The sequence below is a fragment of the Jeotgalibacillus terrae genome (genome assembly GCF_016908195.1).
GTDB classification, from domain to species: domain Bacteria; phylum Bacillota; class Bacilli; order Bacillales; family Jeotgalibacillaceae; genus Jeotgalibacillus; species Jeotgalibacillus terrae.
In genome coordinates this window covers 112,754-137,100 of record NZ_JAFBDK010000009.1, presented here as the reverse complement: position 1 = coordinate 137,100, position 24,347 = coordinate 112,754, and the positions used below count along the sequence as shown (strand labels likewise).

Genomic DNA, 24,347 nt, shown 5'->3' with positions numbered 1-24,347 from the left:
TCATCATGCGCCCAGGCGAAATATATACATTGCGAGGGGAGTTGTTATATTGGAAAAAACGATAGAAGCATTTATTGAGGCCTGGAAAGATTCTTCTATTACGAGACTGACTGATTTGATTCATCCACAATATCAAGCGAGAGAAATCAGAAATGGTCAGGCGGAGGACTTTGGATATGAAGAGTCAGTTAAAGGCTGGTCAGATGCTTTTCAATCTATTTCATCCGGTATGAACGAGTGGGTCATTGAAGAGCGGGCAAGATTTCAATTAAATCATAATGAAATGACAGTGGTTATATGGGTGACTGTGAAATCAGATGACGATCAGCAGTCTAATGGCAGCCTGTTCTTTGAAACGTTTCGTGAAGAAGAAGGTCAAACAATGCTGGTCAGAAGTTATATTGAAACTGGTGTTTTAAGGGAATATGGTCATTTTTCAGATTAAGAGAATACTCATAAGGGTATTGTAATGATGTAACTCTCATTCAGAAAGGGGCATCATCATGTTTCATTACACAGTGGAAACAAAACAGTCAGTTGAAGAGGCAATGACAACACTCGAGAACAATCTGAAGGAAGAACAATTCGGCGTTCTGTGGCAATTCGATATCAAAAATAAGCTGCAGGAAAAAGGGCTGGACTTTGATCAGACCTTTCATGTGCTTGAAGTATGTAACCCTAAAGAAGCAAAAAATGTCCTGGAGAAAAACCTGTTAGCAGGTTATTTCCTGCCTTGTAAGATGGTTGTGTACGATGAAAATGGAACGACAAAAATAGGTATGCCTAAACCGACGTCGCTCATCCAGATGGTAGAGGATGAAGAGATTAAAACGCTTGCTGCTGACATTGAGCAGCGTCTGATTGGGTGTATGGATAAAAGTGTATAGCAAACAAAGGAACGGCAGCGCTCTTTTGCGCTGCCTCTTTTTTTATGGGGGAATCAGGTATGCAAAGTGAAATAAAACTAATTAAAGCAGAAAGTTCAATGATCAAGGAGCTCACAGCTTTATCAGCGGCCGTTTTCAGTCAAGAAGCAGCTGTCTGGCTTGCTAAAGGGGAGAAGGACGCTAATATTCAGCCGCCCGGTTATGATTCTGAGGATATGATGTCTTATATGATCATGCATCTTCATACTTACGGGATCTACAAATGTGACACGTTAATTGGCGGAGTCATTTTAACAATACCTGCCTCTCACTACGCAAGGATTGACCGGATATTTATCGATCAAAAACAGCAGGGAAAAGGCTATGGAAAAAAGGCTATTCAATTAATTGAAAAAATCTATCCCGAAGTAACACGCTGGCAGCTTGAAACATCAGCAAAGCAGATAAACAACCGCTATTTTTATGAGTCAGCCGGTTATACGTGTGCATGGGAAACAGAGGAGTTAATGTTTGAAAAGAAGCTTCCCGGTCATGAGGGTTCAAAGGGAGATTTTATTCAAAGACAGGATCAGGAATACTCTCAGGCGGAATTGATTTCTGTCAACGCACAGTCAGTGAAAGTAACAGATGCAAATATAAGATCATTACATATTTCAAATGCAGCTATGCAACAGGCCAGATTTCAAAACGTAAATTTATCTGAAAGCCTTATCGCGGATTCCACAGTTCAACACACAACGTTCTGGTTCACTGATTTGAGTGAATCTGTTTTCAGGACAGCTGACATGTCCGGGGTAGCGCTTGAAAATTGCAACATTTCAGGAATGACAATAGACGGCATTCCGGTTACAGACCTGATCAAAGCATATAAAAAGGAGAATAAACATGGTCCATCTTAAACAAATCAATAAAGACAACTGGCTAAAAGCCATCAGCCTGAAAGTACGGGAGGGTCAGGAATACTTTGTAGCCTCCAATGCTGTTTCACTGGCCCAGCTGAATTTCCTGCCTGGTTTTGTTGCTCAGGGAATTTATGCTGACGATGAAATGGTGGGCTTTACGTTATATGGGATAGATGAAGATGACGGGGAATACTGGATGTACAGAATGATGATTGATGAAAAATATCAGGGAAAAGGGTATGGGAAGGCTGCAATTGAATGTGTAATAGAGGATATCAGACAGCGTAAAGAAGATCGCCATACAACGATCACGCTGTCTTATGAACCGGAGAATACGTTTGCCAGAGACTTATATGTCAGGATGGGATTCAAAGAGCAGGAAGGTTTAATCATTCACGGTGAGCAGGTCGCCCGCTATACGTTCTAACCAACTTATTTCACACATATAATGCCTGATGAAAGGCGGTGGCAGAGTATGTGTGGAATAACTGGCTGGATCAGCTGGAAACGCCCGCTGACTAGCGAATGGCAAACCATAGAGAAGATGGTCAGTACACTTGGTAAAAGAGGGCCTGACGCTTTTGGTATCAAAGCAATGCATCATGCGCTGTTTGGGCATACACGTCTGACAGTCATAGATCCTGCCGGCGGTGCGCAGCCAATGAATATCAAAACAGCGGCTGGCGAATATACGCTGATCTATAATGGTGAATTATATAATACAGATGAAATCAGAAACGAATTGAAACAAAGAGGGCATTCATTTATCTCCAGATCCGATACAGAGGTCTTACTAAGGGCTTATATCGAATGGAGAGAGGAATGTCCTGTCCATTTTAATGGCATATTTGCATTTGCGGTTTGGGATCACAAGCGGGAAGAGTGCTTCGGTGCACGTGACAGACTTGGGGTGAAGCCGTTTTTTTATGCAGAAAAAGAGGGTGAACTGATCTTTGGCTCTGAGTTAAAAGCGATTCTTGCACATCCTGATCAACAGGCGAGGATCACGCGGGAAGGTCTGCAGGAATTACTGAGCATCGGACCAGCAAGAAAACCGGGCAGCGGTGTCTTTAAAGGGATTGACGAATTGAGACCGGCACACGCTTTTAAATATACCAGGACCGGTTTGAAAAAGTGGCGTTACTGGAACGTGAAAAGTGAGCATCATACCCACAGTGAAGAGGAAACAGCAGTGTACCTGAGGGAGCTGTTTGAGGATACTGTCAGCAGACAGCTTATATCTGATAAGCCGATCTGCACTTTTTTATCAGGGGGTGTGGATTCGAGTGCAATCAGTGCTGTAGCAGCGGCTCACCTGAATGAAAAGCTTCATACGTGCTCGATCAGCTATGAAGAAAACGATCTGCATTATAAGCCGGACCAATTTAAACCGAGTGACGATAGCCCCTGGATCAGTAAAATGTCAGAACATCTCTCAACTATCCATCACGATAAAGTGATATCCCAGTCAGAACTGGCACAGCGGCTGAAAGATGCCGTGCGTGCACGTGATCTTCCTGGTATGGCTGATATTGATTCGTCTCTGCTGTGGTTTTGCGAGCAGGTGAAAAAAGACTTCACAGTGGCACTGAGCGGGGAGTGTGCGGATGAGATTTTTGGTGGGTATCCATGGTTTCAGCGTGAAGAACTCCTGATGCAGGAGGGGTTTCCATGGATTACGTCAGTACAGGAAAGAGAAGCATTTCTGCTGCCGGAGTGGAGAGGAAAACTTCAGCTGACAGACTGCATGCTCGAGCAAAGCCGGGCCATCAGAGCGGAAACACCTGTGTTTGATGGAGAAGATACGCTGACACATAAGCGCCGTGAAATGGCTTATTTAAATATGACCAGCTTTATGACAACACTGCTCGACCGGAAAGACCGGATGAGTATGGCTGCAGGACTGGAGGTGCGTGTGCCATTTGCCGATCACAGGATTGTTGAATACGCCTGGAATATTCCGTGGGAGATGAAACAGCTCGGCGGCAGGGAAAAGGGAATCCTTCGCAAGTCACTTGAAGGCCTGCTTCCTGACGAAGTACTGTATCGTAAAAAGAGTCCCTACCCTAAAACGTATCACCCGGCATATACAGCAGCAGTCAAGCGCATGCTCAGTGAAGTATTATCAAAAAGCCAATCAGTATTACCTGAACTGTTCGAACGTTCAAAACTTGAAGAATTAATACAGACTGACGGCGCTTCGTTCAAAGTGCCATGGTTCGGCCAGTTGATGAAAGGCCCCCAGCTGATCGCATACCTCGTCCAGCTCGACGCCTGGTTTGAATTGTATGGAGTGAAGTTTGACGTATAAGCGTGCAGAAAGCGGAAGCGTGGTGCTTCCGCTTTTTTCATTGGGTTGACCGCGATAGAATTATGGTTAAAGGTGATGGAATTATTTCGATTGGTGATAGAATCATGCAGTTTGGTAACACAATTACCTGAAGCCGCCAGGGCGTAGTGCGAATTCGGCTAAAAGGTGTCAGAATCATCACCCGACCTGATAGATAAAATTCAAAAGGTGATGGAATTAACCCGCCGCCAGATAATCTCAGCCGCAACACCAAAACGTCCTGCTGCCACCAAGTAACCTTACTTTAAAATCAGCTGATAAAAATGAACGTCCTGCCATTCTCCAAACTTGTGCCCAACTTCTTTAAAATTTCCGACAAACTCAAACCCGAAGCGCTCATGAAGTCTGACACTGACTTCATTCCCACCTGTGATTCCGCTGATAATTGTATGAAATCCCCGTTTCTTTGCATCCTCAATTAATACATTCATCATGTTCTTCCCTAATCCATTTCCCTGAAAACGCGGTGATAAATAGATAGAAAGCTCCACTGTATCTTTGTAGGCCTCTTTATCGCGAAACGGACTCAGGCTGCCATAGCCGGCAACCTCACCATCAATCTCAGCTGTAAAAAGCGGATAGCGGTCCTGATAGCGGCTGAACCAGTCTGTGCGCTGTTCAAGCGTATGAGGATTCAGATCAAATGTCGCTACGGTTTCAAGAACCGCCTGGTTGTAAATATCATTCATAGCCGGAATATCGGCTTCATTGGCTTTTCTGATAACAGTCATAATACCCTCCGGATAAACTCTTTTTCATCTATCTTAAAACACTTTGTTCAAATTGAACAGATAGGCAGGAAAATCTGAAACCTGTAAGGAAATGGTTCTCTATGAACTTTGAGGAGGTATGTATATGGAAAATCCTATTCAGCCGAAGATCGGTGCAACCTTTATTGCAGTGAAAGACGTGGAAGCTGCCAGGGACTGGTATTGCGGCCTGCTAAGTATTGAACCAACTGATGAAATTATTAACGGCCATTTATATGTGCTGAGACTTCGTGATGGTCATAATCTTGTACTGGATCAGAAAATTTATAAGAAATCGAAAAAGCATCGTGCACCATTATTCCATTTTAATACGACAGACATTCATAAGAGTTACGCGTACATTCAGGATTTTGAGGCTGATCATATCAGTGAAATCGAGTTTGAGGAGTTTTTTACGTTCGAAGATCCTGATGGAAATGTCTTAATGGTATGCGAGTGTGATAATGGATAATCCGTTATGATTTTACCGTAAGCACATCGCTTGAACTAAATATAAGCAAGTGTGCATTTTCTGTCGAATTTAAGGGAAAGGAATAGGTATCAGGAAAAAGAGACAGGGGATGACACATGTTTATTTATTTAAATCAATTATCGTTTATCACTGCATATTATAATACACCGATGAAGCAGGTCAGTCATATGACATACGATTCGAGACAGGCCGGAGACCATTGTGTATTTTTTTGCCTGAAGGGAGAAAACTCAGACGGGCACAATCATATGCATGAAGCGATTGAAAATGGTGCGGTGATGATCATTGGAACTGATCAGAAACTGATTGAAAAAGTTTCAGCACAGTATCCTGACCGCGCATTCGGTGTAGTAAAGGATGGACGTGAAGCTTTCGCCGAATTTGCCATTCTCTTTTATGAACAGGCTGACCGGAACATTAAAACGATTGGCGTCACAGGGACCAATGGCAAAACAACCGTTGCTGCCTTCGTAAAATCTCTGTTAACTCAGTGTGGCTTGAAGACCGGTTCAATCGGCACAAACGGTATTTTCGCTTCTCAGGAAGAGATTATCTATAAAAAAAGTACTCCAACCACACCGGAGGCTTCAGACCTGCATGCCATCTTTCGGGATCTGTCCGCAAGACAGGATGATGCAGTCGTGATGGAAGTCTCATCTATCGCCATCGACCAGAAAAGAGTACATGGCATTCAATTCGATACAGCTATTCACACAAATATTTCGGCTGAACACCTTGAATACCACAAAACATTTGCCAACTATAAAGAAGCAAAGATGAAGCTTTTTGATCAGGCGTATACGGCAGTTGTCAATATAGATGATGAAATGGGCAGAGAACTCTCAGAACGCTTTAAGGGAGATCTGATTACCTATAGCCTGGACAGGCATTCAGGAGCAGATTTGATTGCTGATAATTGCCATGTATCTGAGAGTGGAACGATGTTTGAACTGCTCGTCAATGGTCAGTCTTATCTGGTGAATTCATCTGTATATGGGAATTATAATGTGCACAACCTGCTCAGTGCCATTGGTACTGCACTTCATCACGGTTTTGACATCGATCTGATCATTCCTTTGCTAAAAAACATTGAGAATCCGAAAGGCCGTTTTCAAGTCATTGAAGAATATGGTAGCCGCAAGATTATCATTGATTACGCACACACGCCGGTTGCATTAAATAGCTTATTGGCTGAAGCGAAAAAGCTGCCTCATCAGAAAATGATTGCGATGATCGCCGGAATCGGTATTCGTGATTTTAATAAAATGCCGCGTATGGCTGAAACTGCAGAGGGACAGGCAGATGAAATCGTGGTCACTGTTGACCATCCCGGTCATCATGACCCTGGTAAAGTTGTCGATCAGGTAATGACAGGCTTTAAAAATCCTTATGACCCTTCGATTACTACTTCTTTAACAAGAAAAGAAGGTGTATTAAAAGCGCTGGCCCAGTCAAATGAAGGAGATTTAATTTTACTGACGAGCGGTTGCATTAACGGTGCGCAGATTATTAAAGGGGAATATATCCCTCATTCAGACGAAGAAATCATTAAAGACTATTTTGCAAGACTGAAAAAAGCACAAGTAAAGGGAATCGAGCGTTGTAAATAACATCATGATGTGAATCGGAAAGTATTGTGAACATTCACTCATTTTTTTCCTTCCTGGCGAAAGTATGCCATAATAATAAAAAAGACAAAACAGGAGGATAAGAATGTGGCACTGATTTTATTCGATCTTGATGGAACGATTATTGATTCCACTGACTACTTACTTCAGGCTTTACACTTGGCAGTAGAAGATATGCCCCATATTCAGGAGCCGTCAAAAGAAACGCTTCAGTCAGCTTACGGGTTAACAGGAAATGCGTTCTGGGCAAAGGTTGTTCCGGATGCTACTCCTCAGGAAATTACGATCATAAGAAGGCGCAGAAGTGAATTTCTTGATCAGCTGGTAAAGGGGAAGGATATTTTGTTCCCGGGTGTCAAAGAAACACTTCAGCAATTAAAAAATAATGGACACACGCTGACAACTGCTTCTAATTGCGGCACTCATTATCTTGATATGATATTGGATTCTCAGGACATCAGACATTATTTCAGAGATCCAATCTGTCTTGGTACCATCCATGGAGAAAAAAAGGGTGATATTTTAATGGCGCACTTTGATAAGTTCGGGAAATCTGAAGCATTTATGGTCGGAGATCGTTATTCTGATATAGAAGCTGCTAAAGAACATAACATTCCGGTCATTTTCTGTACATACGGGTTTGGCTCTGAAGAAGAAGCATCGCAGGCGGATTATCGGATTAGCAGGATTGAAGAAGTTTGTTCGATTGTGAGTTGAGAAAAAGCGGTCATTCCAATTTGTGGAATGACCGCTTTTTACATAGATGAATAGAGGATCGTTGGTTATTTCTATCAGCTTTGGTGTTTTATCTATGACTTATTGGTTTAATTGCATCATCTTTCTATTTAATTAAAATTTTTTCCTTATAGGCCGGATATATCTATGATCTTCTTACTTTTATCTATTACCTTCCATGTGATTTCTATCACCTTTTTACTTATTCAAGTGCCCGACTATATCTCGCTCTAATTTCGCTTTTCCTTCAATAAATAACAGGACCTTCAGCCGGACGTTCTCCACGCTTTAACTCACTGATCGACAAGCCAAACCGCATCTCAAAATGAGGATAATCTTTAAACCCTCTGAAATCCCCGCCCCAGGTAAACCCAAGGTCTTTCGAAATATCCACAACTTCCATCCAATCAGATTCCCCGTTACCGTTTCCATCATACTCCAGATCCCAAATGACATCATTATCCGTCTGGAGGGCAAAGTCTATCGCAAGCCCATAGTTATGATAAGATTCTCCACCTTCAGCATAAGACACAATATTTCCATCACGTGTACGACCCTGCGCGAAGATCTCATCCTGCTCTTCAAATGATCTGAAGCCATCAGTAATGACGATATTAATCCCTTCCTCAGAGGATTTTTGTACGAGCTCATCCTGTTTTTCTTCTACAATTGGATGAAGGCCGGTTGGCAGAGGGCGATTGCGTAATTCTTCACGATGCTGAAGTTCTTTCCAGATCAGCCAGCCCGCACCGGTTAACAAAACTGCGATAAAAATAAATTTTTTCACTTCAGTTCCTCAATCTGCTGACAGGTTGGACAAAAATAAAGTCTTCTTGAAGCGGCTGTTATCTTCTCGATCGGTGTACCATCAATTCTGCATGACTGCCCCGCTCGGTTGAACACCCAGTGTCTGTATTGCGACCGCTTTTTACCTTCAGCCTTCAATTTGTTTGCGAGGTCAAGATCGTTTGTAATACCCCCTGTTTCATAGGACTGAACCGTCAATTGAATGATTGCTTCAGCCGCTGCTTTGATTTGCTCCGCGCTGCAGTCTTTGGGTCTGAGAGAGGGGTGAATACCTGCTTTGAATAAGATCTCACTTCTCAGGTAATTTCCATTCCCTGCTACAAACCCCTGATCAAGCAGAAGTGCCGTCCATCTTCTGCCGCTGAACTTCTTACTGTTGATCCGTTCGATCAGCTCATTAACTGTTACCTGATCATTTAATACATCAGGACCAGCCCTTTGGATAAAAGGATGCAGGTGAACCTCCTCATCGCGCATCACTTCAATGTCTGATGAACTGTATAGCAGTGCGGACTTCTTTTCATTGTGAACGGCGAACCTGAGCTGTCTATTGGTCTTAGGATAATTATAAGCGTTTCTGACGACCCATTTACCATAAAGCTGATTGTGCGTATAGACGGTGAATCCATTTGAAAAGCGCATCAGCATCGCTTTACCGACTGTATCAATTTTCAACACTTTTGCACCTGAGAAAAAGTCTTCGTAATCCTTCAGGTGGTCAAATGCAAAGTGAACTTCCATGACTTGCCGGCCTTTCAGGGCTTTTTCAACCTGATCAGCTGCACGTCTGATTTCAGGACCTTCAGGCATTAGGCATCTTCCTTTTTGATTAAGTTGGTTAGTTCTCCAGTTGTAATTCTTCCCCGTACCTCAAAATACGGTAGGCGGCATAACCGTCACTGAATTTCCCGTTGCCAAAGTTAACTGGCAGGAGTGAAAAAGCAGCGAAGTATAATGAGAAATAGGAATATTGATAAAAGAAGATATCCGGTCCGATGATGTCCTGCATAATTGAAATGTTAATAAGGAAAATAGAACCGAAATTAAAAATAACGCCCCCCAGGTGGACAAGGGTATTTGTGACGCGATTATTATATTTTAAAGACGTATACTTACAAAATGAATCGAGAAAGTAAATGCTGTGAATACTGATTCCACCGAATTTAATCAGACATTTGCCTCTCCCTAAGGCAAAGTTGGAGGTTCCACCAAAGATTCTGGCGAAGAATGCATGTCCAAGCTGGTGAACGAGTGAAACGGTTGGAAAGACTATGAGAAAGGACCATAAGAAAGTCCAGATATCCTTAAGTTGAAACATATTAGCACCTCTAACATTATTTTTCATGTATTGTCTAGACATGTTTCCCGGTCAAACGTTCATTAAACATGAACGTGAAATAAATCGGTTGGACATATCTGGATAAGTAGCGTACGATTGAAAAAATTAAATGTTGAGGGAAGTTTCGAGATGGACATTCAAACAGTTATTTCTACCATTATTGTTATGGGTCTGATGATTGCGACAGGCTCAATATTTGCACTGCGGGTAAATGTTACAGCTGAGGTGAAATCAGTCCTTATATTACTTATCTTAAATATTGCTGTACCGGCTGTCATTTTAAATGGTGTTTTCAGTGTGGATTTGACAGGGGATGCTTTAGCGGAAGCGGGTCTGATTTTTGCCATTTCGATTATGTATCATATTGGTGCACTCATATTTGTTAAAATCCTGACTGTACTATTGAAAATACGCTCGATGTTCGGCAAGAAGATGGTGATCCTTGGCGCGCTTGGCAATACAGGCTTTCTGGGCATCCCGCTTGCCGCAACGATTTTTGGTCCGGCAGGAGGGTTTCTTGCAGCGATTTTTGATGCAGGGCTCAGCCTGGTTGTGTATACAGTAGTGATTTACATGCTGCAATCTGAAGGGAAATTTCATATTAGTCAACTCAAGGCTGTCATTAATATGCCTGTGATTGCAATTGTCATTGGGATGATCGTTGCACTCAGCGGCTTTAAACCACCCGGCATGATGATTCAGTTTGTGGAAATGCTTGCAGCCCTTGCAGCCCCAATGGCAATGCTGTATGTGGGCATGCTGCTTCCTCCACTTTTAAAAAGAGGGAAAGAAGTACTTTTCCCCATGCTCTGGTTCCCGGTTACAGTCAGACTTCTGGTGATTCCACTTTCAGTGATGGGCATCTTATCACTCTTTTCATTTACAGGATGGACAGCACAATTGATCGTCATTCAGGCAGCTATGCCATCAGCTATGATTACAGCTGTATTGTTTTCCAAGTTTACTAGTGAAGAAGAAACTGCGATCGTGACGATTTTTGCCTCTACATTGCTGAGTCTTGCAACAATTCCATTCATTGCGTGGCTCTTAATTTGATTTTTACGTTTTCCTGCATGAAAATAAGGAAAGATAGTAAAGATGAGAGGAGCGATTATGATGACAAAATATAAAGGTTTTATTGGTACATATACCAAGAAGTCCAGCAAAGGTGTATATGAGATTGAACTTGATACTGAAAAAGAAAATCTGACGGTGAAAGGGGTGGCGGCAGAAGGTAAGAGCCCTGCCTATGTCAATATGGATGCAGAACAGGAGTACCTGTATACAGTTGCACCAGGTGGCATAGCGTCATATAAAATTGGGGATTCTTTATCCGCTATTGCTCACGTTAATGAAAGGGATGGCTCACCTTGTCACGTTAGCGTCAGCCCGGACGGTGAGTTTGCGGCATCAGCTACTTACCTTGACGGCACGATTGCGCTATTCAAACGTGATAAAGAAACTGGTAAAGTGACTGAGCAGCTTTCGTTGATCCAGCATGAAGGTGAAGGACCTCATGAGCGCCAGGATGCTGCACATGCGCATTTCAGCGGTTTTACACCGGATGGTAAATATCTTGTGGCAGTTGACCTTGGAACGGATGAAATCATTTCTTATACCTATCAGAGCGGGGAGTTAAAGCAGGCTGCTGTATTTAACGCAGAGCCGGGCGCCGGTCCAAGACACTTAACGTTCCATCCTGACAAGCCGCTTGCATACGTCATGACAGAGCTGAGTAATGAAGTACTTGTGCTTGCTTATGACAGCAGCACCGGAGCATTCAGACAGCTGCAGGCAATTCCGGCGATTCCCGGGGACTTCACAGAAAACAGCCAGGGAAGTGCGATTCATATGTCATCGGACGGCCGTTTTGTCTATGCCGGTAATAGAGGACACAATTCAATTGCTGTTTATTCAGCAGAAGAAAATGGAGAACTCACTCACATTGAGTACGCAGAGACAGAAGGTAACTGGCCGAGAGACTTTGTGTTAGATCCGTCAGAAGCTTATATTGTAGCGGCTAATCAGGAAAGCGACTCCCTTGTCCTGCTTAAGCGTGACAAAGAATCAGGCAGACTCACTAAAACAGACGTTAAAGTAGAAGTGCCGGAACCTGTATGTGTGAAGTTTTTATCTAAATAATGATTAAAAAATAACCGTGGACAGTGTTTGGCTGTCCGCGGTTTTTTCAAGGAGGCACTCCTGGGATGGAGCTTACTGGGCCCCAAAAATGAAACGCATCTATCAAATTAAAGATGTATGAAAAATAATTCTTTCTATATTATATGAACATTTTACGACAAACGTATTATAAAACAAAAATAGATTGAAAAGTTCAAAAAAAAATATATATAATTAAATCCTATCAGAGCAAGGAAAAACGACAATATTGGTTGATGTGGATAAAGTTACTAATTGACAAAACCAGTGGTCTATCCATTATACTGAAAAAGTCCTCTGTACTTTTCATTTTATTGGTAATGAATTGGGCTGGGTGGAAATTTATACATATAGAACATGAGAGAGAGGGTCTGCAAAAGAATGAGGATTACGATTGACCTTAAAGTAGTGCACGTTAAACCCCGGGTTAAGTCACATTTATCGAATGTTATACATTTCACTGACTCTGCTGAAAATCGCTTTATCTGGACAACCGCTGTTGATAAAGGGCTGGTTGAAGGAGAAAAAGTGAAAACACAAATCAGTGTGAATGAAGAACTTTACGATGAAGAAGGAAAATACGTGAGAATCAGTCACGTAGCCATTTTAGAAAAGATTGATAATCTCAGCGCAACGACTTATACAAAGAAGCCATTCAGTATCATGGACCGTCCTGTAAAAAGGGAAGAAAAAAAGAGAGTCCCTGATCAGGAACTGCTGAATAATATTGAAAAAACGCTGGAGCTGCTAAGAAAGAAATAACAGCTATTTTTTTGCTGTTGCATTTAGTAACTCGAAAGAAAGGGCGCTGCAGCGCTCTTTTTTGCGTGGGATGAAAAATATTTACTGATCAGCAATAACACTTCAATCCTCGCGCTAAAATTGGTAGAATGAAAGAGGTATTTAAAATCATCCGTATAAAGGAGTTATATCATGACGAAAGCATTGGTTTTTGGACACAAAAGTCCTGATACAGATACAATTATATCGGCAATTGCCTATTCATATTTAAAAAATGAAATCGGTATGGAAACAGAAGCTGTACGGCTTGGAGAGATCAATGGCGAAACAGCTTATGCACTTGAGCAATTCAATGCAGAAACGCCGCGACTGATCGAAAAAGCAGCGGGTGAAACAGATCGTGTCATTCTTGTCGATCATAACGAGCGCCAGCAGAGTGTAGATGATCTTGATGAAGTAAAAGTCATTGAAGTCATTGACCATCACAGAATCGCAAACTTCGAAACAAGTGACCCTGTATACTTCCGCGCAGAACCGGTTGGCTGTACAGCAACAATTCTGTTAAAGCTTTATAAAGAACATAACGTAGAGATTCCACAAAACATTGCAGGCTTAATGCTGTCTGCGATTATCTCAGATTCTCTGCTATTCAAATCGCCAACCTGCACAGAAGAAGACGTGAAAGCGGCAAAAGAACTTGAGGCGATTGCCGGAGTTAACACGGAAGAGTATGGACTTGAAATGTTAAAAGCAGGCGCAGACCTGAGCGGTAAAACAGCAGCAGAGCTGATTTCACTTGATGCAAAAGTATTTGAAATGGGTGGGCACCAGGTGAAAATTGCGCAGATTAATGCAGTAGATCCACTGGACGTCCTGAATCTGCAGGATGAGATTGAAGTGGCGGCTGAAGCTGTAATTGTAGAAGAAAAACTATCGTTATTCGCAGTCGTTGTAACAGATATTTTAAACAGCAACTCTACAATGATCGTAAAAGGTTCACACGTATCACTGGCTGAAAAAGCATTTAAAGTACCGTTTACGAATCAGACTGCCCTGCTTGAAGGTGTTGTATCCCGTAAAAAGCAGATCGTACCAGTTTTAACAGAAACATTCAACGAAGAGGCATAAATACAGAAGGAAGCAGGACTTCAAATGGAGTTCTGCTTCTGTTGTTTATAACCCTGTTTTAAATCAGGACATTCCAGGGAATGAAAAACCATGGAGGTGCTTTTAATGAGAATTCCTGAATCCCTGGCAAAACAGGGGAAAGAAAGAATAAAAGATTATCCGGTAGAAGGCTTTGTCTATGGTGAAGGACCTGAAAATCCTGTCATCATGCTTGTGGGGGAAGCACCCGGTGAAACCGAAATACATAATGGCATCCCATTCAGCGGGAGAGCCGGCAAGGAACTGATGCAGTCATTGGAATTTCTCGGCCTGACAAGAGATGATGTCTATATCACAAGTGCTGTCAGAAGCCGTCCTTATAAATGGGGGGAGAAAAAAGACCGCAGCACAGGTGAAATGATTAAACGGAAATATAATCGTGCGCCTACTGCCGGTGAGATTAAAGCGCATGCGCCAATTCTTGATTATGAAGTGAAAAATGTGAGAGCACCATTGATTGTGACTCTCGGTAATATCGGTCTGCAACGTCTGGCGGGTAAAGATAAAAAAGTCACGCAGGTCCACGGACAGTTGTTAAAACAACCGGTACAATACATTGAAAGTCCGGATGCGGGCACTTTCAGCTGGACTGAAGAAACGTACGAAATCTTCCCGACTTTTCATCCGGCCGCTATTTTTTATAATAGAAGCCTGGAAGAGAAATTGAAAGAAGACCTGATCAAATTAAAAAAATTGATTGAGGAGCGGAGATTAATAGATAATCGTGTTTAAAAATCGTTTTGTTATGGTATATTAGTAGAAACGAATAAGTCCCTAAAAAGGGGAGTAGCGACCTTCACGGGTTAATGAATCGTCATTACGGCAGACTTTCTGCTCGGTTCATTGAGCTCTGCACCGGCAGAGTACGCAAGACCTTTTTATGAGTCCTCAATTTGGTGAGCGCTCATAAAAGGGTCTTTTTTCGTTAACAGGATTTGAGGAGGAATCGGATTGGTATTTGTATGGTTTTTATTAGCTGCAGTTGTAACGGTCTATGCAGCCATTAAGTTATCGACTTATGCAGATGTGATCAGCACAAAGACAGCGATGGGCGGTATGCTTGTCGGTACACTGCTGTTGGCTGGGGCCACATCTTTACCGGAAGTGACAACGAGCTTATCAGCTGTTGTGATTGACAACCCGGATATTGCAATTGGGAATATGCTTGGTTCAAACCTATTTAATTTGTTTATTATTGCTGGGTTTGACCTGTTTTTCAGAAAGAAAAGACTCTTTTTAGATGCGAGTAACAGTCATCTGCATACAGCAGGGCTTGGTCTTCTGCTGACAGTGTTAACATTGGTGGCACTTTATCTGAGAATTGATACAACATTCCTGGGGATAGGCCTGGATGCCTTTATTATTGCAGCTGCTTATATCATTGGAATGATCATTATCAGCAAGCTCCCTGAAAATTCTGGAGGCGTGGAGCAGACAATCGCACCGGAAGAAGATAAAGAAGTGGCTGCAAGTTTTTCAATGAGTGTGAAGCATGCGGTCGTCGGCTTTATTATCGCTGCGATTGTCATTATGGGAGCAGGTACAGTACTTTCTATTATGGGTGATGAAATCGCTGTTGTAACAGGACTTGGATCAAGTTTTGTCGGCAGTTTTCTGATTGCTGCAACGACTTCTCTGCCTGAAGCAGTAGCAGTGTTTGTGGCACTCAGATTGAAGAATGTGAATCTTGCGCTAGGATCGATTCTTGGAAGTAACATCTTTAACATGCTGATCATTGCAGGTTCTGATGTTTTCTACCGTGGTGGATCCATTCTTTCAGCCGTTTCAGATTCGCACATTTTCACTGCGATCGGTGTGACTGTTCTATCTATTATCGTCATGTTCTCTGTGGTTAAAAAGAAAGCAAGTTCAACATTTACGTATATCCTTCCTTCATTGTTAATAGTCGTCGGATATTTTGTTGTATCCTATCTGATTTTCACTGGATCTTAAAAAAATGCCCGCCGGATCATCATCCGGCGGGCATTTTACTATAAATATTCCTCATATCTTTTTTCCAGATAGTTCTGGAAAACTGTCATCAGTGAACAGATTCCCCAGTAGATCAGTGCAACCACGATATACATCGTCATAAAATCAAATTCCCGTCCACCGACAATCCGTGCACGCTGAAAGATTTCAGGTACGGTGATGATCGCAGCAAGGGACGTTGCTTTAATAATATCAAGATAAACATTCGCCAGTGGCGGCGTTGCTGTTCTGATAGACTGAGGAAGAATAATGCCATACATTGTCTGCCAATAGGTAAGTCCAAGTGCTTTGGAAGATTCCCATTGACCTTTATCTACTGCAGACAAAGATGATCTGATAATCTCGGCTATATAAGCTGCACTATTCACACTGAATGCAATCAAAGCTGCATAGATGGCTGGTATCTGAACTCCAATTACAGGCATTCCGAAGTATAAAAGAAACAATATAACGAGAATTGGCACTCCACGCATAAAAGAAATATATGTACGGGCAGGCCATTGTAAAATATTGAATTTAGATGTTCTGGCAAGTGCGATAAAAAAGCCAAGAACAAGACCGGCCGCCATGCTGACAATTGAGATCAGCAGGGTGTAGCCAATCCCTGACATCACATAGGGAAGTGATTCCCAGGCAAGTTCAGGGTCAAATAATAAATCCCAGCGGATTCCATCCATAGCGGCCGCTCCTTTCAGTTAAGACTTATTGTTCAAAATCAATATCAGGCTTTTGTGTTACATCCTGACCTGCAAAGAACTCACCTGAAATTTCAGCAATTGTACCGTCTTCAAGCATCTCTTCAAGTGTCGTATTCACCTGCTCAACAAGTTCTTCATTATCCTTATTCATCACAAGACCAACCTCTGACGGGCTGTACTGCAGGTCCGGATGAATTACAATGCCAAGGTCAGGAAATGCTTCAAGTGCCAATGTCTGCAAGTAGTAATCATTAAGGATAACGTCTGTATTACCTACAGATACATCACGCAGATATTGTTCGTTCGTCGCATTATCATAGATGACTTCTTCAGCACCATATTCACGTGCAAGGTCCATATAGACAGAAGTGGCTGCACCGGCAGCACGCTTGCCTTCAAGGTCTTCAAACGTTTCAATTCCCGAAAGGTCATCTTCACGTACGATCGCAGTACCATACGAGTATTTGATTGGTGTAGAGAAAGCGAAATCTTCTTCTCTCTCTTCAGTGATTTCAATATCATTTGACGCAAGGTCAACCTGACCTGTATTAACAGCTGTCAGCATGCCGTCAAAACCGATTTCTTCCCACTCCACTTCAAGATCGAGACGGTTTGCAAGTTCTTTTACAACCTCAACCTCAAAACCTGTCAGCTCATCCGTTTCCGACTCGTGAAAAGACGTCGGATAAAGTGTTCCTGACGTAGCTACCTTCAGCACGCCTTCTTCCTGTATATCTTCCCAGGCCGTTGTTTCTTCTGAAGATGAATCATCAGAGCCGCAGCCGGCCAGAACTGCAGCAGCTAAAAGTCCTGCAGAAACCGCACGAATATTAAACTTCTTTATAGTCACTTTAAAAATCCTCCTTAAAATTAATCCTTTAAAAACATAGCATTTTAACAAATATGACACAAGGGTTAAATCTGCAGGAAACATTCGGGATAACGCTTACATACGGGGGGTATGTGTCATGAAAGTGTAACAGGAGAAATATATGATTGTCGAGGCGACGGTGATTGGTTGAGTTGTGGTGTACGCTGAAGGAATTGTGATCAAACTTGATGGGGAAGTTGGCCTGCCGCTAAGCCCCAGCCAGACCCCACCCCTTCAACAATCCAAAAAAGCCGGAGCTCCCAAGCTCCGGCTTCGCATACAACTATAGTGAATCAATCGGATACACAATCCCCTGCTGTTTTCTGATCTGCTCCATCAGTTCAACAGTCTTCAGAGAAATCTCATGTGTATTAATAGAAGACTCAATGTTGCCTTCTTTGGCTGTTTTAATGAATTCCTCTATCTCATAAGCCATCGACGGCTTATTCTGTGAAACCGAATGGTCAGTCGCGCCTTCTCTATTCATCAACGTAATTTTACCCGGTGAGCTGATGTGGTCAATGTGGATCGCCCCATTTTCTCCTGAGATTTCACTTGGCAGGAAACTGTCTGCGATTTTAGAATAGCTGGCAGTAACCGTCATTCCTTCATAAGAAAGCAAGACTGCGCCCTGGCCATCTACACCGGTATGAAGGAGTGTGCTGTCTGACTGGATGCGGTCCGGGGTTCCGAAGAGTGAAATAACCGGATAGAGCGTGTATACGCCAAGATCCATTAATGACCCGTTTGCGAGATCAGGCTTAAATGCATTCAGAATTTCTCCAGCTTTGAATTTGTCATAGCGGGAGGAATACTGACCGTACTGAAAACGTACTTGTCTGATTGTCCCGATCTCAGAAAGCAGTTCCTTCACCCTGCGGAAATTCGGCATCGCGGTTGATTTCATTGCTTCCATCAGTAAAACCTGATGCTCATTCGACGCAGCAATACATTTTTCCGCCAGCGCTTTTGTCGCGGTAAGCGGCTTTTCACAAAGGACAGGTATCCCTTTTGACAGACAGGTTAATACCTGTTCATGATGCACAGCGTTGGGTGTAGCCAGATACACAGCATCGATCTCCCCACTGTCACACATGTCCTCGAGTGAAGTATACGTATAGGGTAATTGGTGCTTCTCTGCATAAGTCCGCGCTGTTTCTTCTTTTCTTGAACAAACAGCTGTTACTTCAGCATGATCTGCTGCAAGTGCCGCTTCTATAAATGTATCCGTGATCCAGTTCGTACCTGTAACGCCAAATCTCATTTTCAATCAATCCTTTGCAAGTCATTTTAAGACAAGTGTACAGATAATAGAAAGAATACGCCAGTTGCTTTCTTATGCGTCAAAAGGATTAAAACTGGGTATATGCATAGAGAGGCTGTTAATTTGTGAAACTATTCAGCAGGATATTCAGTATATAAAGTGACAAGTTCAAATGAAGTAAAGGGGCTTTTTCAATGGAGCAATTTATCTCTAACGAACAATTTAATGTAATCAAATCCCAGATTAACGGGATGCAGCGACAGGCCGGAGTAACGTCTGATGAAGGCGTCAAAACAGCCGTGAAGGAAGCGGCAGAAGCAAAAGTCCATGATGTATTTGATGAGCTGAGTGAGGAGCAGAGGAATCTGATCTCAGGCGTATCTGCACTTGAAACGGAAGAGCAGCGGGTGAAGTTTTTAATGGATCTTACGCCTTACAGAAAGTCGTTTCCGGAAGTAACACCAGCTGATCTGAGAGGACTTTTTCCAAAGGTTAAAAAGTTACTGATTCCGGATTTAGCTGACATTGATTTTCGTGCATTGACTTACCTGGGATGGAAAGACCTTGGACAAAGCAAACAGTATTTTGTATACGAAAAGGATGGAGAACTAAAGGGAATCCAGGGCAGGTACGTGATTTCTGCAAGAAAAGGCATCTGCAGTATCTGTAACCGTTATGGTGACGTTGCAATGACAAGCATTCAAAACAGACCGCGCGAATCAGAGGGATTAAAATCTTACGGGCAGTATATATGTTATGACAGTAAAGAATGTAATCAATCAATACAGGATACAGCGCAGCTTGAGCGCTTTCTCGGACAAGTGTTTGAACGTAAATAAGGCAAAAGGGTGATTTAAATGGAGACAACAGCTCAAATAGAACGTTATGTAGCAATCTATGAACAGCTGAGAAAGAAATATCGCTGGCGGATAAATAATACCTCATTGATGATGCTCGCCGGACAGCTTGTGACAGCTGATACTCCGCTTGAGATGAATAAGCTGATTGCGCTTAATGACACAATTAAAAAAGAATCGAGTCAGTTTGCCTACATTCAGTCAGCTGATCTCCGTCTGCTGATCTCAGGCATGCTGATATCAAAATTCAATAACCCTGAACAAGCGTTTGAAGAAATGATGACCGTCTACGAAAAGCTGATTGAAGCGGGATACTCAAGGAGTCCACATGCCTATATCGCAGCTTATGCATTGTATGCATCACTTGAAGAGTACACAGATGAGGAAATGGATAGACATGTGGCACGGGCAAAAAACATGTATGCCGGAATGAAAAAACAGCACTTCTTTTTAACATCACATGAAGATTATCCTTTATCCGTTCTGCTTGCTGAAGAAGAAGGTGAAGAGGAAGAACTGCTTGATGATATGGCTTACTATTACGATCAGCTTCATATCGTCCTTGCTAAGGGAAATAACCGTCAATTCCTGTCCCAGATCCTTACATACGGCCGGCAGGATAACAGACAGCTGCTTGTGCAGAATACTGTCACCTGGCTCGATGACTTAAAAACCCGCAAAATAAAATTGCGTGGTAATCATCTGCCGATCGTTGGCGTTTTGGCACTTGCCGGGACTCCATCGGCGCTGATTGGCGAAGTTAAACAGGTCTATGATGAGCTGATCAGTATAAAAAGCTTTAAGTGGCATAAAGATATTTGTTTTATGACAGCAGTCCGATTTGTTCTCCAGACGAAGGTTGAGGAAAACAATGTGCTGGATGTAGGTCTTGCATCTACAATCGAATCAATTCTACAGGCACAGCAGGCAGCGGTCCTTGCCGCAGTATCAGCAGGCGCAGCTGCATCTGCGAGTTCTTCAAATAACTAATGATGGCGTTAGAGGAAAGAGGAATGCAGGATGAAGTTTATTTGTTTGCAGCATGTATGGTATGACAATGCGGGGTACCTTGAAGAATGGTCAAAAGCGTGGGGCTGTGAACTGCACTATATAGATGCGAAAAAACCGGATGATTATCCACCATTATCAGGTGATGATGTGCTGGTTGTGTTAGGCGGTCCTATGAGTGTGCTGGATCTTCCTGAAACAGACTGGATGCAAAAAGAGGCAGATTACATTGAAAAAGCAATGAATGAGAAACGAAAAGTGATCGGAATATGTCTCGGCTCGCAACTGATTGCACACATTCTTGGCACAGAAGTCTCCTCACTGCCAAAATATGAAATGGGATGGGCGGAACTGCATTGGCATTCTGATTTCCTTGAAGACTTTGAAATAGGGGAACTGACGATTCCAATGTTTCACTGGCACAGTAATCTTTATGATCTGCCAAAAGGCACCAAACCGGTAGGCAGTACTGAATTAACGCCAGTACAGGGTTTTTATACAGATCATATCCTTGGCTTTCAATTCCATCCTGAAATGACGGTTGAAGGGATCCAGAACCTGATTGACCATGACGATCAGGAAATTGATAAACGGGACAGAACGGTTGATATGGAAGGACCGAGAGCGGACCCGGGATACGTGGAACAGAGTCATAACCGTTTTCAGCCGATCCTCGAGAAATTTTTAAATGTTCACGGCGAAAAAAAGATTGATTAAACACTGGACAACGATCTGAATTGTGTATACAATAATAATGAGATTCATTCTCAATTAAAAGATAAAACGTCGCACTTACTATATATGCCCATAAACAGTCGTTTCGCACCGGCTTTTTATGTCCAGGGCTCGAAGAAAGCGACGCCCCCTCCCTTAACCGGATGCTGCCTGACACCAGCATCCGGTTTTTATGTGGTTTTTGTAGTGGTGAGGGAGAGGTAGGTTTTTTTACCGGTCACATCGGCTGTTTTACAGGTCAGAACTGAATATTTGCCGGTCAGATTCAATCAGTTAGCGGTCATAAAAATCAAACTATCGTTATTATGGGTCAGGTCACGACTTTTACAGGTCAGAACCGGAGTTTTACAGGTCACATCCACAAATTTACCGGACACATACTGAGCTCGCCCCACAAGCCCACTCCAAAAAAATTCATGAAAAATCTTGCACAATCTCTCAATATGATGTAGGCTATACAACAACTATTATTTTCTGACAATTTCATAACTTATCAAGAGAGGTGGAGGGACTGGCCCTTTGAAACCTCAGCAACCGGCAGTGCACGGTGCTAATTCCAGCAGGCAAATCAGCCTGAAGATAAGAAGAACGTATTCAAAGACCTTCTCTTATCAGAAGGTCTTTTCCTGTATATACAGACGCTAAAGGAGCTGCTTTTCATGACAACATCAATCGAAACCATCCTGGCTCAGCTTGGCAATAAAAGCGAAAGCGCAACAGGGACAGTAAACCCGCCGATTTATTTATCAACGGCTTACAGACACGACGGCATCGGACAATCAACCGGCTATGACTACACAAGAACGAAGAATCCAACGAGAGCGATTTTAGAAGAAGGAATTGCAGCACTTGAGGGTGCAGATCAGGGATTTGCTACAAGTTCTGGTATGGCAGCTGTCCAGCTCGTACTTTCTTTATATAAGCCTGGAGATGTGATTCTTGCTTCTGATGATCTGTATGGAGGGACTTACCGGCTTTTTGATCATTACAGCAGCCACTACGGAATCACATTCGTGTATGTAGATACGAATGACGCAGATGCACTACTTGCAGCCTGTACGGAGCGGGTGAAGGCTGTTTTTGTTGAAACGCCTACCAACCCGCTGATGAAAACGACTGATATTAAAAGAGCAGCAAATTTTACAAAAGAAAAAGGTATACACCTGATTGTGGATAATACATTTTTAACACCATACTTGCAGCGGCCGATTGAGCTTGGTGCAGACATTGTGATTCATAGTGCAACCAAGTACCTCGGGGGTCACAATGATGTGCTCGCCGGACTCGTTGCTGCTAAAGGTGAAGAGATATGTGAGAAGCTGTTTGCGATGCACAACGGGGCAGGAGCAGTATTATCGCCGATGGACTCATGGTTACTGATCAGAGGAATGAAGACGCTCGCGCTCAGAATGGACCGCCATCAGGATAATGCCGCAAAGACAGCTTCATTTCTTGAAACGCAAAGTCAGGTCACAGATGTCATTTATCCGGGAATCGGCGGAATGGTATCTTTCAGACTGAAAGAGGCTGACTGGATAGATCCATTCTTAAGATCAATTGACATTATTTCATTCGCTGAAAGCCTGGGAGGCGTTGAGAGTTTTATTACGTACCCTGCAACACAGACACATGCTGATATTCCTGAAGCAGAACGTGAAGCGAAAGGAATCTGCAGCAGACTGCTCAGATTTTCTGTTGGTATTGAACAGCCTGAGGACTTAATCAATGATTTGAAACAGGCGCTTGAAGCGGCTGAACGGGGAGGAGATCGATTATGACGCATCATTTTGATACAAAGTTACTTCACCAGCCATCCTATATCGATAAGCAGACAGGTGCGGTTAATGTGCCGCTTCACTATTCATCCACTTATCATCAGCAATCCATTGATGAATTCGGCCCGTATGATTATAGCCGCTCAGGCAACCCGACACGTGAATCGCTCGAAGCAACAATTGCAGACCTTGAAAACGCACATGCAGGCTTTGCTTTTGCTTCAGGCATGGCTGCGATCTCTTCCGCATTCATGCTTCTGTCAGCAGGGGACCATGTGCTTGTCTCCAAGGATGTCTACGGCGGGACATATAGAATGATTACAGAAGTGTTGACCCGTTTTGACATTGACCATTCATTTATTGATATGACAGACCTTGATGAAACGGCCCGTAATGTACAGCCGAATACAAAAGTCATTTACGTCGAGACGCCATCCAATCCGACACTGAACATTACGGATATAGAAGGTGTGGCTAAAGTAGCGAAGGCACACGGATGCTTGACGTTCGTTGATAACACGTTTATGACGCCGCTTTATCAAAAACCGCTTGACCTTGGTGCTGACGTCGTTTTGCATAGTGCAACAAAATTCCTGTCAGGTCACAGTGATGTGGTGGCAGGGCTTGCCGCTGTAAAAGATCCGGAAGTGGCAGACCGCTTAAAGTTTATACAGAACTCATTCGGCTCTATATTAGGTGTACAGGACAGCTGGCTTTTGCTGCGCGGATTAAAGACGCTCAGCGTACGGCTGAAGCAGTCATCCGAATCTGCAAGTCAGATCGCCCAGTTCCTGCATCATCATCCGCTTATAGATGAAGTCTATTACCCTGGATTTTCATTTCACGCAGGGTATCACATCCATCAACGCCAATCGACCGGCGCAGGGGCGGTTCTCTCTTTCAGGCTGCCTGACAAAAAGAGTGCAGGCGTGCTCGTTGAAGCGATGAACATTCCTGTGTTTGCTGTCAGCCTGGGGGCAGTGGAATCTATCCTGTCTTATCCCGCTACGATGAGTCACGCAGCAATGCCGCCTGCTGAGCGTGAATCACGCGGGATCACGTCAGGCCTTCTCCGCCTGTCGGTTGGACTCGAGGACGCTGACGACCTGCTTCAAGACCTGCGCCAGGCTCTTGATAAAGTAGCGGCTTACCAGACATTAACGATCTAAGCCGAAATGCTGTACCTGTA

At 43.1% G+C, this 24,347-nt stretch carries 26 protein-coding genes and 1 riboswitch; of the genes, 19 read left to right on the top strand and 7 right to left on the bottom strand.

All coding sequences use genetic code 11. From position 1 onward, the window contains the following. Window positions 1–49: 49 nt before the first annotated feature. From JOD21_RS11140 to asnB, 5 genes are read left to right on the top strand one after another with little or no spacing between them, the layout of a single operon-like run. Window positions 50–445 carry a hypothetical protein gene (locus JOD21_RS11140; RefSeq protein ID WP_204729689.1) on the top strand — a complete coding sequence of 132 codons (396 nt, stop codon included), beginning with the start codon at window positions 50–52 and terminating at the stop codon, window positions 443–445. Between the two features lie 58 nt (window positions 446–503). After that, window positions 504–887 carry a DUF302 domain-containing protein gene (locus JOD21_RS11135; RefSeq protein WP_204729688.1) on the top strand — a complete coding sequence of 128 codons (384 nt, stop codon included), beginning with the start codon at window positions 504–506 and terminating at the stop codon, window positions 885–887. Between the two features lie 59 nt (window positions 888–946). Continuing rightward, window positions 947–1,786, top strand: a complete 840-nt coding sequence (locus JOD21_RS11130; protein WP_204729687.1) for a GNAT family N-acetyltransferase — start codon at window positions 947–949, stop codon at window positions 1,784–1,786. Beyond that, window positions 1,773–2,216, top strand: coding sequence for a GNAT family N-acetyltransferase (locus tag JOD21_RS11125; RefSeq protein ID WP_204729686.1), 444 nt, complete (start codon window positions 1,773–1,775; stop codon window positions 2,214–2,216). The genes JOD21_RS11130 and JOD21_RS11125 overlap by 14 nt, the downstream gene beginning before the upstream one ends. Before the next feature lie 48 nt (window positions 2,217–2,264). Beyond that, the gene (asnB, locus tag JOD21_RS11120) at window positions 2,265–4,100 is read left to right on the top strand and encodes an asparagine synthase (glutamine-hydrolyzing) (protein WP_204729685.1); all 1,836 of its coding nucleotides are present in this window, start codon (window positions 2,265–2,267) and stop codon (window positions 4,098–4,100) included. Between the two features lie 278 nt (window positions 4,101–4,378). On the opposite strand, the gene JOD21_RS11115 is transcribed toward asnB, so the two are convergent. Then, window positions 4,379–4,870: a GNAT family N-acetyltransferase gene (locus JOD21_RS11115; RefSeq protein ID WP_204729684.1), complete on the bottom strand. Its 492-nt coding sequence runs from the start codon at window positions 4,868–4,870 to the stop codon at window positions 4,379–4,381. A 124-nt stretch (window positions 4,871–4,994) separates the two neighbouring features. Here JOD21_RS11115 and JOD21_RS11110 point away from each other — a divergent pair, with 124 nt between their 5' ends. The 3 genes from JOD21_RS11110 to JOD21_RS11100 all read left to right on the top strand — a co-directional run bounded on the left by JOD21_RS11110 (window position 4,995) and on the right by JOD21_RS11100 (window position 7,726). Next, window positions 4,995–5,360 carry a VOC family protein gene (locus JOD21_RS11110; protein WP_204729683.1) on the top strand — a complete coding sequence of 122 codons (366 nt, stop codon included), beginning with the start codon at window positions 4,995–4,997 and terminating at the stop codon, window positions 5,358–5,360. A 116-nt stretch (window positions 5,361–5,476) separates the two neighbouring features. After that, window positions 5,477–6,991, top strand: a complete 1,515-nt coding sequence (locus tag JOD21_RS11105) for a UDP-N-acetylmuramoyl-L-alanyl-D-glutamate--2,6-diaminopimelate ligase (protein ID WP_204729682.1) — start codon at window positions 5,477–5,479, stop codon at window positions 6,989–6,991. Window positions 6,992–7,096: 105 nt separating this feature from the next. Next, window positions 7,097–7,726 (top strand): HAD family hydrolase, encoded by a 630-nt coding sequence (locus JOD21_RS11100; protein ID WP_338032899.1) that lies wholly within the window; start codon window positions 7,097–7,099, stop codon window positions 7,724–7,726. A 265-nt stretch (window positions 7,727–7,991) separates the two neighbouring features. On the opposite strand, the gene JOD21_RS11095 is transcribed toward JOD21_RS11100, so the two are convergent. Genes JOD21_RS11095 through JOD21_RS11085 form a run of 3 tightly spaced genes read right to left on the bottom strand, consistent with a single transcriptional unit; the run spans window position 7,992 to window position 9,869 of the window. Then, window positions 7,992–8,531: a M15 family metallopeptidase gene (locus tag JOD21_RS11095; protein WP_204729681.1), complete on the bottom strand. Its 540-nt coding sequence runs from the start codon at window positions 8,529–8,531 to the stop codon at window positions 7,992–7,994. Next, entirely contained in the window at window positions 8,528–9,361 is an 834-nt protein-coding gene (gene nei, locus JOD21_RS11090; RefSeq protein ID WP_204729680.1) for an endonuclease VIII, read from the bottom strand. The genes JOD21_RS11095 and nei overlap by 4 nt, the downstream gene beginning before the upstream one ends. Window positions 9,362–9,389: 28 nt before the next feature. After that, window positions 9,390–9,869 (bottom strand): RIP metalloprotease, encoded by a 480-nt coding sequence (locus tag JOD21_RS11085; protein WP_204729679.1) that lies wholly within the window; start codon window positions 9,867–9,869, stop codon window positions 9,390–9,392. Between the two features lie 150 nt (window positions 9,870–10,019). On the opposite strand from JOD21_RS11085, the gene JOD21_RS11080 reads away from it, so the two are divergent. From JOD21_RS11080 to JOD21_RS11055, 6 genes are all read left to right on the top strand, one after another. Continuing rightward, window positions 10,020–10,946: an AEC family transporter gene (locus JOD21_RS11080; protein ID WP_204729678.1), complete on the top strand. Its 927-nt coding sequence runs from the start codon at window positions 10,020–10,022 to the stop codon at window positions 10,944–10,946. A 60-nt stretch (window positions 10,947–11,006) separates the two neighbouring features. Further along, a complete protein-coding gene (locus JOD21_RS11075) occupies window positions 11,007–12,032 on the top strand; it encodes a lactonase family protein (protein WP_204729677.1) in 1,026 nt (341 codons plus the stop codon). Window positions 12,033–12,431: 399 nt separating this feature from the next. Further along, window positions 12,432–12,812 (top strand): hypothetical protein, encoded by a 381-nt coding sequence (locus JOD21_RS11070; RefSeq protein WP_204729676.1) that lies wholly within the window; start codon window positions 12,432–12,434, stop codon window positions 12,810–12,812. A gap of 171 nt (window positions 12,813–12,983) precedes the next feature. Beyond that, complete coding sequence (locus JOD21_RS11065; protein WP_204729675.1) at window positions 12,984–13,919, top strand: manganese-dependent inorganic pyrophosphatase; 936 nt, start codon at window positions 12,984–12,986, stop codon at window positions 13,917–13,919. Window positions 13,920–14,024: 105 nt separating this feature from the next. Continuing rightward, a complete protein-coding gene (locus tag JOD21_RS11060; protein ID WP_204729674.1) occupies window positions 14,025–14,690 on the top strand; it encodes a uracil-DNA glycosylase in 666 nt (221 codons plus the stop codon). Between the two features lie 219 nt (window positions 14,691–14,909). After that, a complete protein-coding gene (locus tag JOD21_RS11055) occupies window positions 14,910–15,911 on the top strand; it encodes a sodium:calcium antiporter (protein ID WP_204729673.1) in 1,002 nt (333 codons plus the stop codon). A gap of 38 nt (window positions 15,912–15,949) precedes the next feature. Here JOD21_RS11055 and JOD21_RS11050 read toward each other — a convergent pair whose 3' ends face one another. The 3 genes from JOD21_RS11050 to JOD21_RS11040 all read right to left on the bottom strand — a co-directional run bounded on the left by JOD21_RS11050 (window position 15,950) and on the right by JOD21_RS11040 (window position 18,783). Beyond that, window positions 15,950–16,627, bottom strand: a complete 678-nt coding sequence (locus JOD21_RS11050) for an amino acid ABC transporter permease (protein WP_204729672.1) — start codon at window positions 16,625–16,627, stop codon at window positions 15,950–15,952. A gap of 25 nt (window positions 16,628–16,652) precedes the next feature. Next, window positions 16,653–17,492 (bottom strand): transporter substrate-binding domain-containing protein, encoded by an 840-nt coding sequence (locus tag JOD21_RS11045; protein WP_380268983.1) that lies wholly within the window; start codon window positions 17,490–17,492, stop codon window positions 16,653–16,655. A gap of 310 nt (window positions 17,493–17,802) precedes the next feature. Further along, complete coding sequence (locus JOD21_RS11040; RefSeq protein ID WP_204729670.1) at window positions 17,803–18,783, bottom strand: Gfo/Idh/MocA family protein; 981 nt, start codon at window positions 18,781–18,783, stop codon at window positions 17,803–17,805. Window positions 18,784–18,977: 194 nt separating this feature from the next. Between JOD21_RS11040 and JOD21_RS11035 the strand changes: the two genes are divergently transcribed. The 5 genes from JOD21_RS11035 (at window position 18,978) to metC (ending at window position 24,327) form a co-directional block, all read left to right on the top strand. Then, window positions 18,978–19,622, top strand: a complete 645-nt coding sequence (locus JOD21_RS11035) for a FusB/FusC family EF-G-binding protein (protein WP_204729669.1) — start codon at window positions 18,978–18,980, stop codon at window positions 19,620–19,622. 18 nt (window positions 19,623–19,640) lie between these two features. Beyond that, window positions 19,641–20,630: a DUF4003 family protein gene (locus JOD21_RS11030; protein ID WP_204729668.1), complete on the top strand. Its 990-nt coding sequence runs from the start codon at window positions 19,641–19,643 to the stop codon at window positions 20,628–20,630. Between the two features lie 30 nt (window positions 20,631–20,660). Continuing rightward, window positions 20,661–21,365, top strand: coding sequence for a type 1 glutamine amidotransferase (locus tag JOD21_RS11025; RefSeq protein ID WP_204729667.1), 705 nt, complete (start codon window positions 20,661–20,663; stop codon window positions 21,363–21,365). 505 nt (window positions 21,366–21,870) lie between these two features. After that, window positions 21,871–21,969, top strand: a riboswitch (SAM riboswitch). Between the two features lie 73 nt (window positions 21,970–22,042). Continuing rightward, window positions 22,043–23,161, top strand: a complete 1,119-nt coding sequence (locus tag JOD21_RS11020) for a methionine biosynthesis PLP-dependent protein (RefSeq protein WP_204729666.1) — start codon at window positions 22,043–22,045, stop codon at window positions 23,159–23,161. Beyond that, window positions 23,158–24,327, top strand: coding sequence for a cystathionine beta-lyase (gene metC / locus JOD21_RS11015; protein ID WP_204729665.1), 1,170 nt, complete (start codon window positions 23,158–23,160; stop codon window positions 24,325–24,327). The genes JOD21_RS11020 and metC overlap by 4 nt, the downstream gene beginning before the upstream one ends. Window positions 24,328–24,347 lie beyond the last annotated feature (20 nt).

Excerpts from the sequence above, each read along its gene's own strand:
- JOD21_RS11110 (WP_204729683.1), top strand. The coding sequence starts at position 4,995 with ATGGAAAATCCTATTCAGCCGAAGATCGGTGCAACCTTTATTGCAGTG.
- JOD21_RS11020 (WP_204729666.1), top strand. The coding sequence starts at position 22,043 with ATGACAACATCAATCGAAACCATCCTGGCTCAGCTTGGCAATAAAAGC.
- JOD21_RS11060 (WP_204729674.1), top strand. The coding sequence starts at position 14,025 with ATGAGAATTCCTGAATCCCTGGCAAAACAGGGGAAAGAAAGAATAAAA.
- JOD21_RS11025 (WP_204729667.1), top strand. The coding sequence starts at position 20,661 with ATGAAGTTTATTTGTTTGCAGCATGTATGGTATGACAATGCGGGGTAC.
- JOD21_RS11040 (WP_204729670.1), bottom strand. The coding sequence starts at position 18,783 with ATGAGATTTGGCGTTACAGGTACGAACTGGATCACGGATACATTTATA.
- JOD21_RS11115 (WP_204729684.1), bottom strand. The coding sequence starts at position 4,870 with ATGACTGTTATCAGAAAAGCCAATGAAGCCGATATTCCGGCTATGAAT.
- JOD21_RS11085 (WP_204729679.1), bottom strand. The coding sequence starts at position 9,869 with ATGTTTCAACTTAAGGATATCTGGACTTTCTTATGGTCCTTTCTCATA.
- metC (WP_204729665.1), top strand. The coding sequence starts at position 23,158 with ATGACGCATCATTTTGATACAAAGTTACTTCACCAGCCATCCTATATC.
- JOD21_RS11080 (WP_204729678.1), top strand. The coding sequence starts at position 10,020 with ATGGACATTCAAACAGTTATTTCTACCATTATTGTTATGGGTCTGATG.
- JOD21_RS11035 (WP_204729669.1), top strand. The coding sequence starts at position 18,978 with ATGGAGCAATTTATCTCTAACGAACAATTTAATGTAATCAAATCCCAG.
- JOD21_RS11135 (WP_204729688.1), top strand. The coding sequence starts at position 504 with ATGTTTCATTACACAGTGGAAACAAAACAGTCAGTTGAAGAGGCAATG.
- asnB (WP_204729685.1), top strand. The coding sequence starts at position 2,265 with ATGTGTGGAATAACTGGCTGGATCAGCTGGAAACGCCCGCTGACTAGC.
- JOD21_RS11075 (WP_204729677.1), top strand. The coding sequence starts at position 11,007 with ATGACAAAATATAAAGGTTTTATTGGTACATATACCAAGAAGTCCAGC.
- JOD21_RS11130 (WP_204729687.1), top strand. The coding sequence starts at position 947 with ATGCAAAGTGAAATAAAACTAATTAAAGCAGAAAGTTCAATGATCAAG.
- nei (WP_204729680.1), bottom strand. The coding sequence starts at position 9,361 with ATGCCTGAAGGTCCTGAAATCAGACGTGCAGCTGATCAGGTTGAAAAA.
- JOD21_RS11125 (WP_204729686.1), top strand. The coding sequence starts at position 1,773 with ATGGTCCATCTTAAACAAATCAATAAAGACAACTGGCTAAAAGCCATC.
- JOD21_RS11030 (WP_204729668.1), top strand. The coding sequence starts at position 19,641 with ATGGAGACAACAGCTCAAATAGAACGTTATGTAGCAATCTATGAACAG.
- JOD21_RS11065 (WP_204729675.1), top strand. The coding sequence starts at position 12,984 with ATGACGAAAGCATTGGTTTTTGGACACAAAAGTCCTGATACAGATACA.
- JOD21_RS11070 (WP_204729676.1), top strand. The coding sequence starts at position 12,432 with ATGAGGATTACGATTGACCTTAAAGTAGTGCACGTTAAACCCCGGGTT.
- JOD21_RS11105 (WP_204729682.1), top strand. The coding sequence starts at position 5,477 with ATGTTTATTTATTTAAATCAATTATCGTTTATCACTGCATATTATAAT.
- JOD21_RS11050 (WP_204729672.1), bottom strand. The coding sequence starts at position 16,627 with ATGGATGGAATCCGCTGGGATTTATTATTTGACCCTGAACTTGCCTGG.